General features: G+C 46.7%; 14 protein-coding genes and 1 pseudogene. 9 read left to right on the plus strand and 6 right to left on the minus strand.

Annotation, left to right across the window (positions count from 1 at the left end; genetic code table 11):
• Positions 1-218: 218 nt before the first annotated feature.
• The 6 genes and pseudogenes from L0G63_RS01010 to L0G63_RS13660 form a co-directional block, all read right to left on the minus strand.
• Entirely contained in the window at positions 219-1,931 is a 1,713-nt protein-coding gene (locus tag L0G63_RS01010) for a GGDEF domain-containing phosphodiesterase (RefSeq protein ID WP_301448974.1), read from the minus strand.
• Positions 1,932-2,084: 153 nt separating this feature from the next.
• On the minus strand, positions 2,085-2,954 hold the full coding sequence (locus L0G63_RS01015) for a 16S rRNA (uracil(1498)-N(3))-methyltransferase (protein WP_301448975.1): 870 nt from the start codon (positions 2,952-2,954) through the stop codon (positions 2,085-2,087).
• Between the two features lie 297 nt (positions 2,955-3,251).
• A pseudogene (locus L0G63_RS01020) lies at positions 3,252-4,105 on the minus strand (methylenetetrahydrofolate reductase).
• Between the two features lie 13 nt (positions 4,106-4,118).
• Positions 4,119-5,543 (minus strand): adenosylhomocysteinase, encoded by a 1,425-nt coding sequence (ahcY, locus tag L0G63_RS01025; RefSeq protein WP_301448976.1) that lies wholly within the window; start codon positions 5,541-5,543, stop codon positions 4,119-4,121.
• A 334-nt stretch (positions 5,544-5,877) separates the two neighbouring features.
• Positions 5,878-7,788: a TonB-dependent receptor gene (locus L0G63_RS01030; RefSeq protein WP_301448977.1), complete on the minus strand. Its 1,911-nt coding sequence runs from the start codon at positions 7,786-7,788 to the stop codon at positions 5,878-5,880.
• A gap of 728 nt (positions 7,789-8,516) precedes the next feature.
• Positions 8,517-9,221: an XRE family transcriptional regulator gene (locus L0G63_RS13660; protein ID WP_367618344.1), complete on the minus strand. Its 705-nt coding sequence runs from the start codon at positions 9,219-9,221 to the stop codon at positions 8,517-8,519.
• A 229-nt stretch (positions 9,222-9,450) separates the two neighbouring features.
• Between L0G63_RS13660 and L0G63_RS01040 the strand changes: the two genes are divergently transcribed.
• From L0G63_RS01040 to L0G63_RS01080, 9 genes are all read left to right on the plus strand, one after another.
• Complete coding sequence (locus tag L0G63_RS01040; protein ID WP_301448979.1) at positions 9,451-9,681, plus strand: helix-turn-helix transcriptional regulator; 231 nt, start codon at positions 9,451-9,453, stop codon at positions 9,679-9,681.
• Positions 9,682-9,709: 28 nt separating this feature from the next.
• On the plus strand, positions 9,710-11,701 hold the full coding sequence (locus L0G63_RS01045; protein ID WP_301448980.1) for a Mu transposase C-terminal domain-containing protein: 1,992 nt from the start codon (positions 9,710-9,712) through the stop codon (positions 11,699-11,701).
• On the plus strand, positions 11,702-12,577 hold the full coding sequence (locus L0G63_RS01050) for an AAA family ATPase (RefSeq protein WP_301448981.1): 876 nt from the start codon (positions 11,702-11,704) through the stop codon (positions 12,575-12,577).
• A gap of 13 nt (positions 12,578-12,590) precedes the next feature.
• Positions 12,591-12,812 carry a hypothetical protein gene (locus L0G63_RS01055; protein WP_301448982.1) on the plus strand — a complete coding sequence of 74 codons (222 nt, stop codon included), beginning with the start codon at positions 12,591-12,593 and terminating at the stop codon, positions 12,810-12,812.
• The gene (locus tag L0G63_RS01060; RefSeq protein WP_301448983.1) at positions 12,802-13,227 is read left to right on the plus strand and encodes a gp16 family protein; all 426 of its coding nucleotides are present in this window, start codon (positions 12,802-12,804) and stop codon (positions 13,225-13,227) included. The genes L0G63_RS01055 and L0G63_RS01060 overlap by 11 nt, the downstream gene beginning before the upstream one ends.
• Positions 13,228-13,282: 55 nt before the next feature.
• The gene (locus L0G63_RS01065) at positions 13,283-13,744 is read left to right on the plus strand and encodes a Mor transcription activator family protein (protein ID WP_301448984.1); all 462 of its coding nucleotides are present in this window, start codon (positions 13,283-13,285) and stop codon (positions 13,742-13,744) included.
• A gap of 68 nt (positions 13,745-13,812) precedes the next feature.
• Complete coding sequence (locus L0G63_RS01070) at positions 13,813-14,214, plus strand: hypothetical protein (RefSeq protein ID WP_301448985.1); 402 nt, start codon at positions 13,813-13,815, stop codon at positions 14,212-14,214.
• A gap of 10 nt (positions 14,215-14,224) precedes the next feature.
• Positions 14,225-14,803 (plus strand): hypothetical protein, encoded by a 579-nt coding sequence (locus tag L0G63_RS01075; RefSeq protein ID WP_301448986.1) that lies wholly within the window; start codon positions 14,225-14,227, stop codon positions 14,801-14,803.
• Positions 14,803-15,057 carry a hypothetical protein gene (locus L0G63_RS01080; RefSeq protein ID WP_301448987.1) on the plus strand — a complete coding sequence of 85 codons (255 nt, stop codon included), beginning with the start codon at positions 14,803-14,805 and terminating at the stop codon, positions 15,055-15,057. The genes L0G63_RS01075 and L0G63_RS01080 overlap by 1 nt, the downstream gene beginning before the upstream one ends.
• Position 15,058: the final 1 nt, after the last annotated feature.

The raw sequence follows: 15,058 nt of genomic DNA on the forward strand, positions 1-15,058 counted from the left end.
GTCATGAACCTGTCTTGCATCGATTGTGCAATCAACGTTAGGCCTCAATCTGAATCATTAATAACCCTATGAAACATTGATCGATATACAACAGGACAGATCAAAGATTCAGAGTTATATCAGCCAATTTTCATCATAAAAATAACGTTCGCATAAAGAAAAACCGCTTTAGAGGCAAAGGCGCCAATAAGCGGTTTATGATACCCAGAAAACAAGAGCTATTCGGTGGCATACTGTTTGACCAGCATATCAGTGGCCACATCAGCAGGGACAGGTTTGCCAAACCAATAGCCCTGACCAATTTTGCAACCCATATCGAACAACACATCGCGCTGCTGTTCGGTTTCGATACCTTCTGCCACCACATGCATGTCTAGAGCATCTGCCAAGTCTAGAATGGCTTTTACAATGGCATGCTGAGTACGGTCGGTATCAATTTTTGAGATAAAGCTCCTATCAATTTTAATAAAATCAAAGGGGTATTCTTGTAGATAACTCAAAGAGGCGTAACCAGTACCAAAGTCATCTAACGCTAGGCAGACACCTAACTCTTTGAGAGAGGTTAGTTGTTTTCGCACATCATCATGGCGCTGAATCAAAGAGGATTCAGTCACTTCAATATGTAGCTGGCAAGCTACAATATTGTGCTGTGCTAGCAAACCGCTTACCATCGCAAAAAAATCAGGGTGGCTAAATTCGGCCGCATCGGCATTGATACAGATATGCTGACAAAACCCTTGCTTTTGCCATTCAGATAACTGCTTGGCAATCTGATTGGCCATTTGAGCAAACAGCTCAAACGATAGCTTGTGAGTCAAAATAGCATCGATAAAATGTTTTGGTTTTAACAATCCACGAGTCGGGTGTTGCCAGCGCACCAATGCTTCAAAACCTGTGATAATACCCGTATCTAACAAAAATTTTGGTTGATAATATGGTATAAACTGACCTTCTGACGTGGCCACTCTAAGCTCTGACTCTAACTGTAGGCTGCCTGAAGTGGCCTCCTCAATGGTTTTGTCATACCAACGGATATCATCGCCGCCGTGTTGTTTGACATACTGTAGGGCTTTTTCTGCTTTGCTCAACAATCCTGCGACCTGAGCATCATTTTTGGGAAAGTAACTGACGCCTACAGAAATATGGCAGTAGATATTTGCATCTGTGGCCGCGTTTCCATTCATTGTGAAGGGCAGCTCACACATCTGCATGAGCGTATCTAATTGATGACGTACCATATTGCCATCTTGACACTCAAACAATAACGCAAAGTCATCCCCGCCAAAGTGGGAAAAGCAGCGTAAATGCTCTAAATGGAGCTCTTTGATACGTTTCACAAACTTCTGTATTAAAGTGTTTATTCCCTCAGACCCCAGCAAACTTGCCAGATTGCGATAGCGGTCTATATTGAGACGTACAATCACGACTTCTTGATAGGTGTCTAATAAAACGTCACTGGCCTGACTCAAAAACACTTTGCGATTGGGCAATCCAGTGAGTTGATCGTAGTTGAGTAAATGAGCAACCTGCTTTTGATCTTTAACGACGGCAGACATGTCGCGTAGCATACCCACATGATAGACAGCTTGATCGATACAAATTTTACGATAGGTGATTTGGCAATCGATCGTCTCACCATAGCGATTGGCCATGGAAAAATCCAACTCGTAGAAACCTGACTCTCTTAAATTGCTCTTGATGTCTTTTAGGATAAGCTGCTCTTCATCTGATAAAAATTCAGCCGCGTAAATACCGAGTGGACGACCGACCAAAAAGGACTCTTTATAGCCAATCATAAGCTCATAGCTGGCATTGACAGATAGATAGCGTAAATTGCTGTCTAATACAAAAACAGCATCTTCGATCTGCTCACACAGTTGGGCCATGAGTCGCTGTTTAATCGATACTGAAATGGGGTCAAAGTTGCTCATAATAATGTTTCACAAAAAATAAAGGCTTATAAAAAATAAGTACTGTGATTCACTTTACTAAATTAGAACTAAGATCACTTTTGATTCTACACAATATAAAACAAAAGTTCTATTTTATTAATGTGTGCAAACGATAGTAAATATTATTATTGATTACTTACTTGAATGATGTAGAGCGAGTAAGGTGGCTAGAGCAACGACTGGCGCCGTCTCTGTGCGTAATACTCTGTTGCCAATTTGCCAAGGCATAAAACCTACAGATTCTGCTTTTTGACATTCATCGTTACTGAGACCACCTTCAGGACCAATCAATAGTTCAATATAGGGAGACTCTTGCTTGAGAACTGAGGCCAGTTTCTCAGGTTTTGCAGGTTGTCCTGCCGCAGGCACACTCATCTGCATACGTAGATCTGCAGCGCTACGTAGCACTTGATAATAAGTGTCTTGACTGAGTATAGAGACGATAGGGCTGACCATTGTTGCTGTATTCAAAGAATCAGAATGGTTTAGCCATTCATTGATAGATAATGGGGTAAGTATCAGAGGTGGGCGATTCAGGCCGCATTGCTCGCATGCTGCTATAGCGACTTGTTGCCAGTGAGCCAGTTTTTTCTCGATTTGTGCAGGTTTTAGGTTGACCTCACCATGATGACTACTAAGCAGTTGAATAGCCGTGACACCAAGCTCTGTTGCTTTTTGTACCGCATAATCCATCCGCTCGCCACGGCTCATTACTAAACCAATTTTGCTAATAATAGGTGAGCTGCGATCATCATCTAAGTGAGACAATAGAGTAGCAGTGGCCTTTTTTTTGCTAATGGTTTGTAGCTCTACCTGATACTCACCGCCAAATCCATCAAACAAAATACCTTGGTCACCGACATTGGCGCGCAGTACCCGGCACCAGTGATGGACGACGCTGTCTGGTAACTCAACGTGGCTCCCTAGAGGTAGGTCACCCAGCTTAGGTAAAGGCATAGCATCAGTATTGTCGTTATTAATGGCATAAAAAAAACGTCGCACTTGGTCTTATTCCTATTATTTGATTGTGAGCGATTATTATTGACCCAATAGAATATCACTTGATGCTACGAAAGGCACTCCCTTTATGATAATTACTGCTAGATAACAGCGCTCAACGGATAAACGACATTATCATATAGTAAGAAAAATTTAAGAAATACATTAAGATGAAATGTGTTTTTTGATACATGAATGTCCAGTAGATAAAATTTTCCAATAAAAAAACTGGCACTCCGAAGAGCGCCAGTTAGTTATAAATTCATTATATACTTGCTTAATTATCAAGATTATCAAGTATTAAACAGTAAGTCCTAATGCTTCAACCAAGCGTTTATTTGGCTCAACTTTGTTCATGCTATAAAAATGCATGGCTGGCACGCCTTCGCTCATTAAGCGCTCACATAAGCGATACACCACATCAAAACCAAACTCGCGAATAGATTTGCTGTCATCGCCAAAATCTGCCAATCGCTTGCGCACATAACGCGGAATATCAGCGCCGCAGCTATCAGCAAAGCGTATCAGGTTACTAGAGTTGGTGATCGGCATGATGCCAGCTACCAATGGTTGGGCAATGGTATCGATACCGCGTTTCTCTAACGTGTCACGCAAATACAGATAGCTGTCTGCATTATAAAAGAACTGCGTAATTGATGCATTGGCACCAGCGCGGTACTTATTCACCAAGTTGTCAACATCAAACTCAAAGCTACGCGCTTGTGGATGCATCTCAGGATAGGCCGCCACTTCGATATGGAAGTGATCGCCTGAGTGCTCACGAATGAACTTGACCAAATCTACTGCAAATGGCAGCTCACCCATACCCACCTGACCGGATGGCAAATCGCCACGTAGTGCGACAAGACGTCTGATGCCTAAGCTTTTATAAAACTCAAGTAACTCAGCGATTTGTGCTTTGTCATCGCCGATACAAGACAAGACATATGCGGCGCAATTTCAGTCTCACTGCGCGCGCTTAGTGCTTGTACGATGTCTAAGGTACGGCTACGAGTCGACCCGCCCGCACCGTAGGTCACCGAAAAATACGCTGGTGACAACTTATTTAGCTCATCATAAGTGCCAAGAAGCTTTTCGTGACCTTGCTCGGTTTTTGCAGGAAAGAACTCAAAGGAGAAAGCAGGCTTACTCACAGTCAGGCTCCTTTTAGTATTTATAAGTGTCAGGTTTGAATGGACCTTCGACAGGCACACCCAAATATTCAGCTTGCTTTTGGGTCAGCTTGGTTAGTGTACCGTTAAAGCCTGCAACCATCGCAGCGGCCACTTCTTCGTCTAACTTCTTAGGCAATACTTTTACATATAAGTTATCAAAGCGCTCATTAGTCGGCAGATCAGCGAACTTCTCTTCGAACAGATACATTTGAGCCAATACTTGGTTGGCAAATGAGCCGTCCATGACGCGTGATGGGTGACCAGTAGCATTACCTAAGTTCACTAGACGACCTTCAGCAAGCAAGATCAAATAATCGTTTTCATCATCTGAGCGGAAAATTTGATGAACTTGTGGTTTGATCTCAACCCAGCGCCAGTTATCACGCATAAACTGAGTATCAATCTCGGTATCAAAGTGACCGATGTTACATACAACCGCACCAGGCTTAAGGGCCGCTAGCATATGACGGTCACAAACGTGATAGTTACCAGTCGTGGTGACAATCAAGTCTGTGTCTTCAAGCAATCGTTTGTTGATGCTGTCTGCACCGCCAGTGTTGTCACCGTCGATGTATGGTGATAATACTTCAAAGCCGTCCATACATGCCTGCATGGCACAGATAGGATCCACTTCTGACACACGGACAATCATGCCTTCTTGGCGTAAGCTTTGTGTAGAGCCTTTACCTACATCGCCGTAACCGATAACCAAAGCGCGGCGACCAGCAAGGAACATATCGGTAGCGCGTTTGATAGCATCGTTTAAGCTATGACGGCAGCCGTATTTGTTGTCATTTTTTGATTTGGTCACCGCGTCGTTGACGTTGATAGCCGGTACTTTTAGCGTGCCTTTGCCTAGCATTTCGATCAAACGATGCACACCTGTGGTGGTCTCTTCTGAGATACCATGGATGCTATCGAGCATCTGTGGATATTCATTGTGAATCAACGCAGTAAGGTCGCCGCCATCATCTAAGATCAAGTTGGCTTCCCAAAGCTCGCCTGATGCTTCGCCGCCGACATGTACTTGCTGACGGAGGCACCACTCGTACTCTTCTTCAGTTTCGCCCTTCCAAGCAAACACAGGAATGCCAGCCGCCGCGATTGCTGCCGCTGCGTGGTCTTGGGTCGAAAAAATATTACATGAGGTCCAGCGTACTTCTGCACCTAGCGCAACGAGTGTTTCGATAAGCACTGCGGTCTGAATGGTCATATGAATACAGCCGGCGATTTTGGCACCTTTGAGTGGCTGCTCGTCTTGATAGCGACGACGTAGACCCATCAATGCAGGCATTTCAGCTTCGGCAAGGGTGATTTCACGGCGGCCATAGTCAGCCAGACTGATGTCAGCGACTTTATAGTCAGTAAAGGAAGGGTCGATGGTATGGGCAGATGGGGTGGTAGACACTGCGTCCATAATATGCTCCTATCAGTGGTCAATGATTGATAAAAAGAATAAAAACGCAGGTGCCGTTATTTGCGCTGTTAATAAGCAAAAAATGCTGCAAACAGTTAACCGAGCCTAACATAATGCTTGATGTGCCTAGCGATAAAGCCTAGATGCAGTGATCGATGATTATGGCGCAACACCTCTCGGAGGTCGTTATTGTAATAGATGCGATGCAGCTTGTCACCTTTTGCTTGATATAAATAGTAAGCGTTTGGAGTATTTACTCATACAAAAAAAGGCCATCGATTGATGACCTTAATTTATTTTGATAACGACAGGATTTTTATACTGCTAGACAGGCTTAGAACCAGTTATAGGTTAAAGACGTGAAGAAGTTAGTGCCGTCGGTGTTATAACCAGGTAAGGTAATATACTTCTTATTAGTAACATTATTAAGACGCGCGGTCATAGTTAGGTTATTGGTTAACTGATAGTTGCCACTAATATTCAACAAACCATAGCTGTCAACGAGTTGTGCATCAGTATTATCAGTGCCACTGTAGTAATCATCTACATACTGATATTCAGCACGAATATCTAAGCTTGGTAAACGATATCCCATGTAGACTAGGCCTTTATGCTCAGGACGAATAGCAAGAAAGTTACCATCATTGGCTTTACCGCTATCATCTTTAGCTTGCTGATAGTCATAACTACCTCCAAGCAGATAATTATTGATAACCCAATCTGAAGTTAATGAAACCCCTTTAGTTTTTGTTTGTTCAATGTTTTCATAACTACCACCAATATATTTTCCATCACTATCGTATAGCGCATTAAAGTTAATTAAATCATCAACTTTGTTATGATAACCTGTCAAGCGTGTGGATTGTAGCAATGTCTCATATTCGATGAAAGCTTCATAGTTATCACTAGTTTCAGCATTTAGTCTAGGATTTCCGGAGCCTGGATAATATAATTCGTTAAAATCAGGAGCGCGGAAGCCTTTAGCGTAGTTAGCACCAATACGTAAGCTCGGGTTGAAATGATAAGCACCACCTAAATTATAAGTGGTTTGGTCGCCATGCTGCGAGTTATCATCGAAGCGTATATTGGCTTGAGCATCAAACTGATTATTAGCTAGCAGATAGCCTAAGAACGCACTTTTTACATCACGGTCTTCAATATTATATCCAGAAGCTGTAGTGTCTAAACTTTGGTCTAGGTATTCTAAACCATAAATAGCTTGTCCAACGGGTAGTCTATGCTTACCAATTAAGTTAATTTGATCTTGTTTGGTATCGAATATATCGCCAAACTTGTTATCCAGTTTATCAATAGAATGACCGTATTGTAATTTCACTGATGAGCCAGGCAAGTAACGCCAATCAACAAAGGCTTGAGCAGCTCCATTTTCTTGGTCAGAATAATCGTCTCGTGTCGCTCCATTATCAAACTCAGTCGTTGACTTACTATACAACCCGCTAGCACCTACAGACCACTGCTCATTGATACGTTGGTTTAAGGCAATGCTAAAGTTATCGCTCTCAAAGCCATCATCGTCAGGATTGTACCCAAAATTATTAGGTAGCGTTACGTTGATACCATCGGTTTCATTGTGGCTAGCAGATAAACTGACTGAAGTGCCTTTACCATTAGTAAACTGAGCGCTAGCGCCGTATAGATATTCATCGTTTGAGCCTATGCCTGTGGTTACTGAGAACTGACTACGCTCAACGTTGCTGCCTTTAGTAAAAACTTGAATCACGCCACCCATTGCATCAGCGCCATAAATACTAGAACCAGAAGCCCCATAGACGACTTCTATACGCTCAATTTGATCAGCAGGGAGTAGGCTTAGAGTTGCTCCACCTGCACTTAATGAGCTATACCGTATACCATCAATCAATACCAAGATTTGCTTGTTGTCGTAACCTCTCATATAAAAATTTGATACCGTACCAGGTCCCCCGTTAGTGTAATAGCTGACACCAGGTTGGCGTTTTAATACATCAAGTGCACTTTGACCTTGATAACGCTGCAGCTCTTCGCTATCAATGACGCGAGTTTGCGCGACCACATTGCTTGTTTTAGTGGGTGTACGCGTCGCTGTCACGACAATTTTATCAAGCTCAACCTGTGGCATCTCACCGTTATCAATGCTGGTTGTCTCAGGGGTCACTGCCATCGCGGTGTTGGCGGCAAGCAGACCAAGCGCGCTTAAAATACTTAGGCGAAGATAGGTACGTGAAGATAAACGTGATAAAAACATGGTCGATTCCAAAGTAATCAAATTAAAAAATGCAGACATAAGAAATAACTATTAAGACGTAAAAGGTGTCAAAAATTACAAAAAACAGTATATAAGCAAAACTGCGCTCATTATCTACAAAAGTTCCGCCTTTATAAACCACTTTAACCTAATGTTTCTTCACGGTAGGATGAATATAATTCATGATGAGATGCTATGTGGGGCAGTGATTAGTATTGCATAGGTTAAGTATAGAGGAAAGACCATCATTATCACTCTCTAAGCTAATAATAACAAGGGTTAGACAAAATTGGGTCGAATAGTTATGCAGAACTAGGGAATGATAAAAAATGAGGTTTAATGATATAAAATAGGCGTTTAATTGTGCATAAGTGATAATAATGTGATGAGCGTTTAAACGGTATTTAAAGAGCGGTTAAGAAGTGATGAGGGCAGCCTGTGATGGGTTGCCCTTTTTTGTGGGTGATGGTTAGGCGTTTAGCTGGGATTGGTAGGCGGTGTGGAGTCTCTTTAGTCGGCTGACGGTAGCGGCTGACCAGTTGTGCTGCTTGGCAATGCTATCGAGACAGTCATCCCAGCCAACCACAATGCCATAAAGTCAAGCGTCACGGTGGTTTAGGCTATAGTCCTTTGAGCCTAGGCAGATGGTGTCACGGACTGATTGCAAGGGGTTTTCAGGTTCTGTTGTCATGGTGTGCGCTCCTGTATGTCCGCCCAGTATAGCACTGCTAGTCAGGCAGGTCATAGCTTGCATGGATGACTTGACCGCAGATTTGGATGTTGTTTGCTGCCATGTCGTCCTTGGTGATGTCGAGTGGGTCGTAGAGCTTGTTGTCGCTGATAAGCCTGAGACCGCCGCCTATGAGCCACTGGGTACGCTTGACGTAGTGCCTGTCGTCGATGCGGATGACGTAGACCTTGCCGTCCAGCGCCTGATTGCGGGTCTGGTCGATGATGACGGCTGCGCCCTCTGGGATGGTGGGTGTCATGGAGTCGCCTCTGGTAAACAGCGCTGCGAGGGCGTCGGCTTGTAGCCCTCTGGCTGTGATCCAGCGCTGTCTAAATGCTAGATGCTTGTGTGGCTCGGCGTCTGTAAAGCATACGCTGCCATGCCCTGCACTGACTTCGATGTCATAGGCTGGGATGTAAACGTAGTCGTCGCTGGTAGTGTCTGAGTCAGCGCTATCAGGGGGCTGCGGTGTGCTGACATGGCTAGGCGATGGCGATACTTCTCCAAATATCAAGTATTGAGAGCTAACACAGTATAGCTCTGCCAGCTTTCCGATGGTTTCGATGGACGCTTCTCTGGTGCCTGTCTCCCATTGCTGCAATGTTGTCGTGCCTATGCCTACTTCCGCTGCAACACGGTTTCTGGAATACGCACAGTCTTCCCTGGCATTCTTTAAGCGATTTCCGATTTCTTGTCTATTCATCAGCTAGAATCCATTATTGATGCTTTACAGTTAATAAACCGTAAAGAGTAAAAAATATTTAGATTTTATTTTCCTTTTTACAGTTAAATAAACCCCTTTTATATCAATACGTTACCTTTAATCGGATGCTTTGCAGCTATTTTTTAACTGTAAAGTGTCTTTTTACTGTTTACAGCTAAACACTTTACGGTTAGAATGAATACATTCAATAAGCAAAAGGAGTAATTGAATGTATTCTTTTCAAAGTCAAAAAAAGATGCCAGAAGACTGGCATCAAGCCGACATTATAGCGGCTATTAAAAAAGCAGGGACGAATATGTCAAGGCTATCAGAGGCAAGCGGTTATTCGCGTAACAGTTTGCGTAATGCTTTGTATCGTCCTTATCCAAAGGCTGAACGTATCATCGCAGGCGCTATTGGCGTAGAGGCAAGCGATATCTGGCCAAGCCGTTATTCTTAAGCAATCAATTTTTAACAGGATAAAGGTTATGAAAGTTAAAAAGTGGTTGAATGCGCAAGAATTAGCCGACTATCGGTTAAAGAGTTTACCATCAACAAAAGCTGGTGTCATCTATCGAGCAAAAAAAGATGACTGGTCTAACCGTAAACGGTCAGGACGTGGTGGTGGTGTTGAATACGCTTTTGACAGTCTGCCCGCTGAGGTGCAAGCCGAAATCAAGGCGAAAGCCTACAAAGTACTTGTACCCAAGCAGTCTGCTGATGCGGCACGGCAAGTTGCGACTATTGCTAATCGTGATCTGCAAGCGCTTGACGATGCTCAGCGTGCTACTGCTGATGCGCGCATTCAGATGACTTTATTAGTCGGTCAGTATGAGGCGGCTCTGGGTAGTCGTAACAAGGCGCTGGATGCGGTGGTCGCTATGAGCCGTGATGCGGCGCTGCCAGTCGATGACCATGCTGACTATAACGCGATATGTGCTAAGGCGCGAGCGAGCGCACGCGGCAAGGTGGGTATCGGTAAGCGTGCACTGCATGACTGGTGTATCGCTGCGGATAAATGCAACACACCAACAGAGCGCCTTGCTGCACTGGCACCGCAAAAGCAGGGTCAGCCAAAAATCGCACCAACGCAGATGGAGTGGCTGCCAGACTATATGGCGGTGTTTCGCAATACCAATGGCGTGGGGATGGCTGAGGCTTATCGGACGTTTGAAAAAGCCTACGCTGCCAAGCATGGCGCAGATGCTGTGCCCCACTATGATGCGGTGCGCCGCGCACTGGATAAGATGCCTAAGTTCCTCCGTGAGGCGGGTCGTCTGACTGGGGCGAAGATGAAAGCGCTTAAGACGTATCAAAAGCGGGACTGGTCTGGGCTTATGAATAACGATGTGTGGACGGGCGATGGTCACAGTCTGAAGATGAAGGTGGCGCACCCTGAGCATGGGCAGCCGTTCACCCCTGAGCTGACGCTCATCATGGACACGGCAAGCCGCTATATCGTGGGCTGGTCGCTGGCTTATGCGGAGAACAATATCGCGGTGGGCGATGCGCTGCGCCACGCGATGGTCAATCATGGCATCCCTGCTATCTACTACTCAGATAACGGCGGTGGTCAGAAAAATAAGGTGTTTGATACGGATGTAAACGGTGTGTTTGCACGGCTCGGTGTCCATCACGAGACAGGCATCCCCGGCAATCCGCAGGGGCGCGGCATCATTGAGCGTGTCATGAAAACACTTGCGCAGCCTATCGCGCGTCAGTTTGAGACTTATCACGGCCCTAATGTGGACAGTGACAGCTTGCGCAAAATCAGTACCGCGACGACCAGCCTTGCTAAGGCAGAGGCGGAAGGCCGCAGCGAGCTGACACCAAAACAGAAATGGGCCAAGGGTAAGCTGCCAAGCTGGAACCAGCTGCTGGATGTGATCGAGGCTGCTGTGCATTGGTACAACACTGAGCACAAGCATACTGCCATCGGTAATGTGACACCGCTGCAAATGCGCCAGCACATCATGAAGCAGATGGACGCGGCCGACATCATACCGCTGACCGAGGTTGAGGCGCGGGATATGTTTCGCCCTGCGGTCACTCGTGTGGTACAGCGTGCGTGGATCACTGTCTATAACAATGAGTATTGGCACAAGGCGCTGGAGGTATGGGACGGCCAGTCTGTCGTAGCGTATCTCGATCAGCATGACGCCAGTAGCATCATCGTGCGTGATACAGATGGTGGTTATATCTGTGATGCGATACTCGATGGTAATAAAAAGGCGGCGTTTAGTGAAACGGTCGTCGAACGAAGTCGCCGCCAGCGTGCTGAGCGTAGGCTGAAAAAACTGGATGAAGAGCGCGTGAAGGCTGAGGCTGAGCTGCGGCCAACACTAGAGCATGAAAAAGCGCAGACATTGCATGAGCTGATGCAAGCTGCGCCCGTCGCGCCCAAAGCCAAGCAGGAATATGCAATGTTCCTGAGTGATTTGGATTTGGATGAAACTAAAAAGTCAAATGGAGCTAAATAAATGAGCATTCAACTTTTAAAAGAGCATATCGAAAACACGGGTTTGAGTCAAGCCAAGGCCGCTGCGCAGCTGGGCTACTCTGCCACTGCGATCAATCAGTATTTAAAAGGCGCGTATAAAGGCGACGTGGCTGCTATCGATAAGGCTGTCGCTGAGCTGGCAGAGCGCTATCGCAGCAAGCAAAAGGATGTGGCGGCGGACTTTGTGCCCACGCCTACTGCCAATCGCATCTTGGAAATCTGCGGTCTGGCGCATGACATGAGTGATATCTATCTGGTCATCGGTGAGGCGGGACTGGGTAAGACAATGGCGCTTAAAGAGTATGCGGCACGTAAGTCTAATGTAGTGATGATGGAGGTTGATCCGACGTTTACCGCCAAGGTGATGCTACAAGAACTGTGCGCCCTGCTGGGTATTACGCCTGCGAAAAACAGTCACGCGATGATGACCGCTGTGATCGATAAGCTCAAAGGCTCTGACCGCTTACTGATCGTCGATGAAGCGGAGCTGCTGAGCTATAAGCCGCTTGAGATACTGCGCCGCATTCATGATAAGACGGGCTGCGCTATCGTGCTCGCGGGTATGCCTCGCCTACGTGCCAACCTGCGCGGTGCGCGCGGTGAGTATAAGCAGCTGTTTAGCCGTGTGGGTCTGGCGCTGGATATCAAGACGCGTCTGCCTGCTGGTGATATCAATATGTTTTGTGAGTCGGCGCTGGGAACTGATGCGTTTAACCAGCGGCTGTATGAGGTGAGCAAAGGCAATGCGCGCCGTCTGAACAAGCTGCTGCGCGGGGTACGCCGTATCGCGGTGATAAATGACACGGATGTCAACGAGGCGATCATTGAGCGCTTTGCTGAGATGTTGATTGATTAATAAGGAGATTGAGATGTCTATTAAAGTGAAAAATGCGCGTGTGGTTTATGACGTGGATTGCCCTGTCTGTCCTGTCACTCTCATCTACCAAAGCACTGCCACAGTGCGAGGCATGAAAAGTGAGCACCTAAGTATTGGTCACTGTACAAACTGCGGAACACGCGTATCTATCGACTATGACAAGTCAACAAACATGGTCGTCGCCACGGTTAAGGAGCTAAAAGATGTCAAATAAAAGAGCAAAAGTAAGCACCGCTAAGATGGCGCTGATGGCGAAAGTCCATATCGGCAAAAAAGAGCTGGGCTTGGATGATGCGACTTACCGCGATGTGCTGGAGCGTGTGACTGGTAAGCGTAGCTGTAAAAAAATGCTGATTGGTGAGCTGGAAGCGGTTATCAAAGACATGGAGTCACGCGGCTTTACCCCAAAAGCTGCACCAAATCACGGCAAAAAGCCGTCAGTGGTCGGAAAGCGGCAGCCATTGATGGACAAAATTGAGGCGATGCTGGCGGATATGGGGCTGCACTGGAACTACGCTCACGGTATGGCTGAGAGTATGTTTGGCATCAAGCGGCTGCAATGGCTCAATGACTCGCAACTGTACAAGCTGACGCAAGCGCTGAGCGTGCATCAGCAGCGAAAAAAGTAACACTAAGCAAAAAATGAACGCAAATGAACGCAAATAAACATAGATGGAGCCGTCAATGAGCCACACGCCGCTAGATATCGATGCATTGGTCAATGAATTGCAGCCTGCGCTACTGCCCGATGTCGTCAATGATATCGCTGAGCTGATCGGCTATGAAACCACACTTAAGCTCGTAGAGGCGTTTGGCGGTGTGGACTTTGCTATCCCGACAGGTGCTATCGACTCAAACGCCCTGCGCAAACTGGTCGATACCATCGGCAGCGCTGCTACCCAAAAGCTGACGAAGGTCTATGGTGGCGATGATGTCTATATCCCGCGCTGCCATGCGGCGCTGATACAGCTACGCAATCAGGAGTTTTGTCAGCAGGTGCTGACGATGGTCGCTGGTGGCTCGACACAGACGGCAGCCATCCACCACTGTATGAAGCAGTATGGGTTTAGCGAACGCTGGGCTTACAAAGTGCTACGCGCTGAGAGCAAGCGAGCTGATACGCAACTGAGTTTGTTTGATAACTGATTTGCGGTTTTGATGTAACTAACAACTGATTAATAACTGATTAAATGGTGATGATAATGACGACAATAATGGATAAGACCCGTGCAAAACCTGACCATCATGTACCGATTTTGCCAACGCGAGAGGAGTATCGTCACGGTATGCAAAAATTACGTGAGACTATCGACTGCCCTGTACTGAGTGCTGACGAGCAAGCGCTGGCCGACGAGCTACGCGGCTATGACTGGTCAGCCGAGGCGACTGATAGCTCTAAAACCAGCGCTGACCGCAACAGACAGAGCGTCGATGATTATCTCAAACAGCAATATCAGCAAAATATGCTCGCTCGCTATCCTGAGTTTGAGCGTCGTACGGATACCGATATCCAAGCGCTCAAGTTGGCAGTCGATCAGATGTATGTGTTTAACGTCATCGTCTGTATGGCTCTGCTGCTCGGCGCTACGTGCGCGGTCTTTGTGTGGATTGTATAAGGAGATAGCTATGAAAACACGTTGTCATAACTGCGGTGCTAGCGCATCGCTCGATATGCTAGTCAGTACCAACGCCGCTGGCCGTGCGTTTGCCGCTGCATTCAATGTGCCTGCGCCGCTTGCGCCGCTGATGCTCAAATATCTGGGGTTGTTTCGCCCGCCTGAGCGCGAGCTGGCGTTTGGTCGTGCGACGACGCTACTGTCTGAGCTGACGCCCTTTATCAATAATGGCAAGCTGACGTTTGATCGTCAGACGACTGATGCCCCTGTGGCCGCGTGGGCGTGGGGTATCAATCAAGTGCTGGCGGCGCGTGATAGCGGCTCGCTTAAGACGCCGATGACCACGCATAACTATCTGTACCGTATCGTCCAAGGCTATGACCATCGCAAGCACTCAACTGAGGGCGATGAGGCGGCCAAGGCATGGTCTGGCAGTGCGACAAGTAATGCGACAGTGATGCTGAATGGCCTGCGCAAGCCTGTGCTGACCGGTAAAACCCAGCGCGAGACGTGGGATATTGTGATGCAGGCGCAGATGCCTGGTGAGTCTGCTGATGAAACGTATGAGCGGATTAAGGAGAAGTATTGATGTCTAGACTAACTAGCGCCGTCGCTATACTCAATGAGCTGCGCTGCGCCCCTGCGACGATCCAAGACATCGCGGATGAGCTGGATATGCTGGAGGATACGGCGGGATCGACGCTCAGACAACTGTATAAAAGTGGCCGTGTGGTGCGCCGTCGGTTTTATAGCCAGTACACCGATCACCCACGCTGGATGTATATGCTGCCTGAGCACGCCCCCGCGCTAAACGAAAATCAATCAAACCAAAAAGGAAAGTAAT

The organism is Psychrobacter sp., from assembly GCF_030454045.1.
Taxonomy (GTDB): Bacteria; Pseudomonadota; Gammaproteobacteria; order Pseudomonadales; family Moraxellaceae; genus Psychrobacter.

What these genes read in the sequence shown, in the direction of transcription:
- L0G63_RS01010 (WP_301448974.1), bottom strand. Translation starts at nt 1,931, where the DNA reads ATGAGCAACTTTGACCCCATTTCAGTATCGATTAAACAGCGACTCATG.
- ahcY (WP_301448976.1), bottom strand. Translation starts at nt 5,543, where the DNA reads ATGGACGCAGTGTCTACCACCCCATCTGCCCATACCATCGACCCTTCC.
- L0G63_RS01030 (WP_301448977.1), bottom strand. Translation starts at nt 7,788, where the DNA reads ATGTTTTTATCACGTTTATCTTCACGTACCTATCTTCGCCTAAGTATT.
- L0G63_RS13660 (WP_367618344.1), bottom strand. Translation starts at nt 9,221, where the DNA reads ATGAATAGACAAGAAATCGGAAATCGCTTAAAGAATGCCAGGGAAGAC.
- L0G63_RS01040 (WP_301448979.1), top strand. Translation starts at nt 9,451, where the DNA reads ATGTATTCTTTTCAAAGTCAAAAAAAGATGCCAGAAGACTGGCATCAA.
- L0G63_RS01045 (WP_301448980.1), top strand. Translation starts at nt 9,710, where the DNA reads ATGAAAGTTAAAAAGTGGTTGAATGCGCAAGAATTAGCCGACTATCGG.
- L0G63_RS01050 (WP_301448981.1), top strand. Translation starts at nt 11,702, where the DNA reads ATGAGCATTCAACTTTTAAAAGAGCATATCGAAAACACGGGTTTGAGT.
- L0G63_RS01055 (WP_301448982.1), top strand. Translation starts at nt 12,591, where the DNA reads ATGTCTATTAAAGTGAAAAATGCGCGTGTGGTTTATGACGTGGATTGC.
- L0G63_RS01060 (WP_301448983.1), top strand. Translation starts at nt 12,802, where the DNA reads ATGTCAAATAAAAGAGCAAAAGTAAGCACCGCTAAGATGGCGCTGATG.
- L0G63_RS01065 (WP_301448984.1), top strand. Translation starts at nt 13,283, where the DNA reads ATGAGCCACACGCCGCTAGATATCGATGCATTGGTCAATGAATTGCAG.
- L0G63_RS01070 (WP_301448985.1), top strand. Translation starts at nt 13,813, where the DNA reads ATGGATAAGACCCGTGCAAAACCTGACCATCATGTACCGATTTTGCCA.
- L0G63_RS01075 (WP_301448986.1), top strand. Translation starts at nt 14,225, where the DNA reads ATGAAAACACGTTGTCATAACTGCGGTGCTAGCGCATCGCTCGATATG.
- L0G63_RS01080 (WP_301448987.1), top strand. Translation starts at nt 14,803, where the DNA reads ATGTCTAGACTAACTAGCGCCGTCGCTATACTCAATGAGCTGCGCTGC.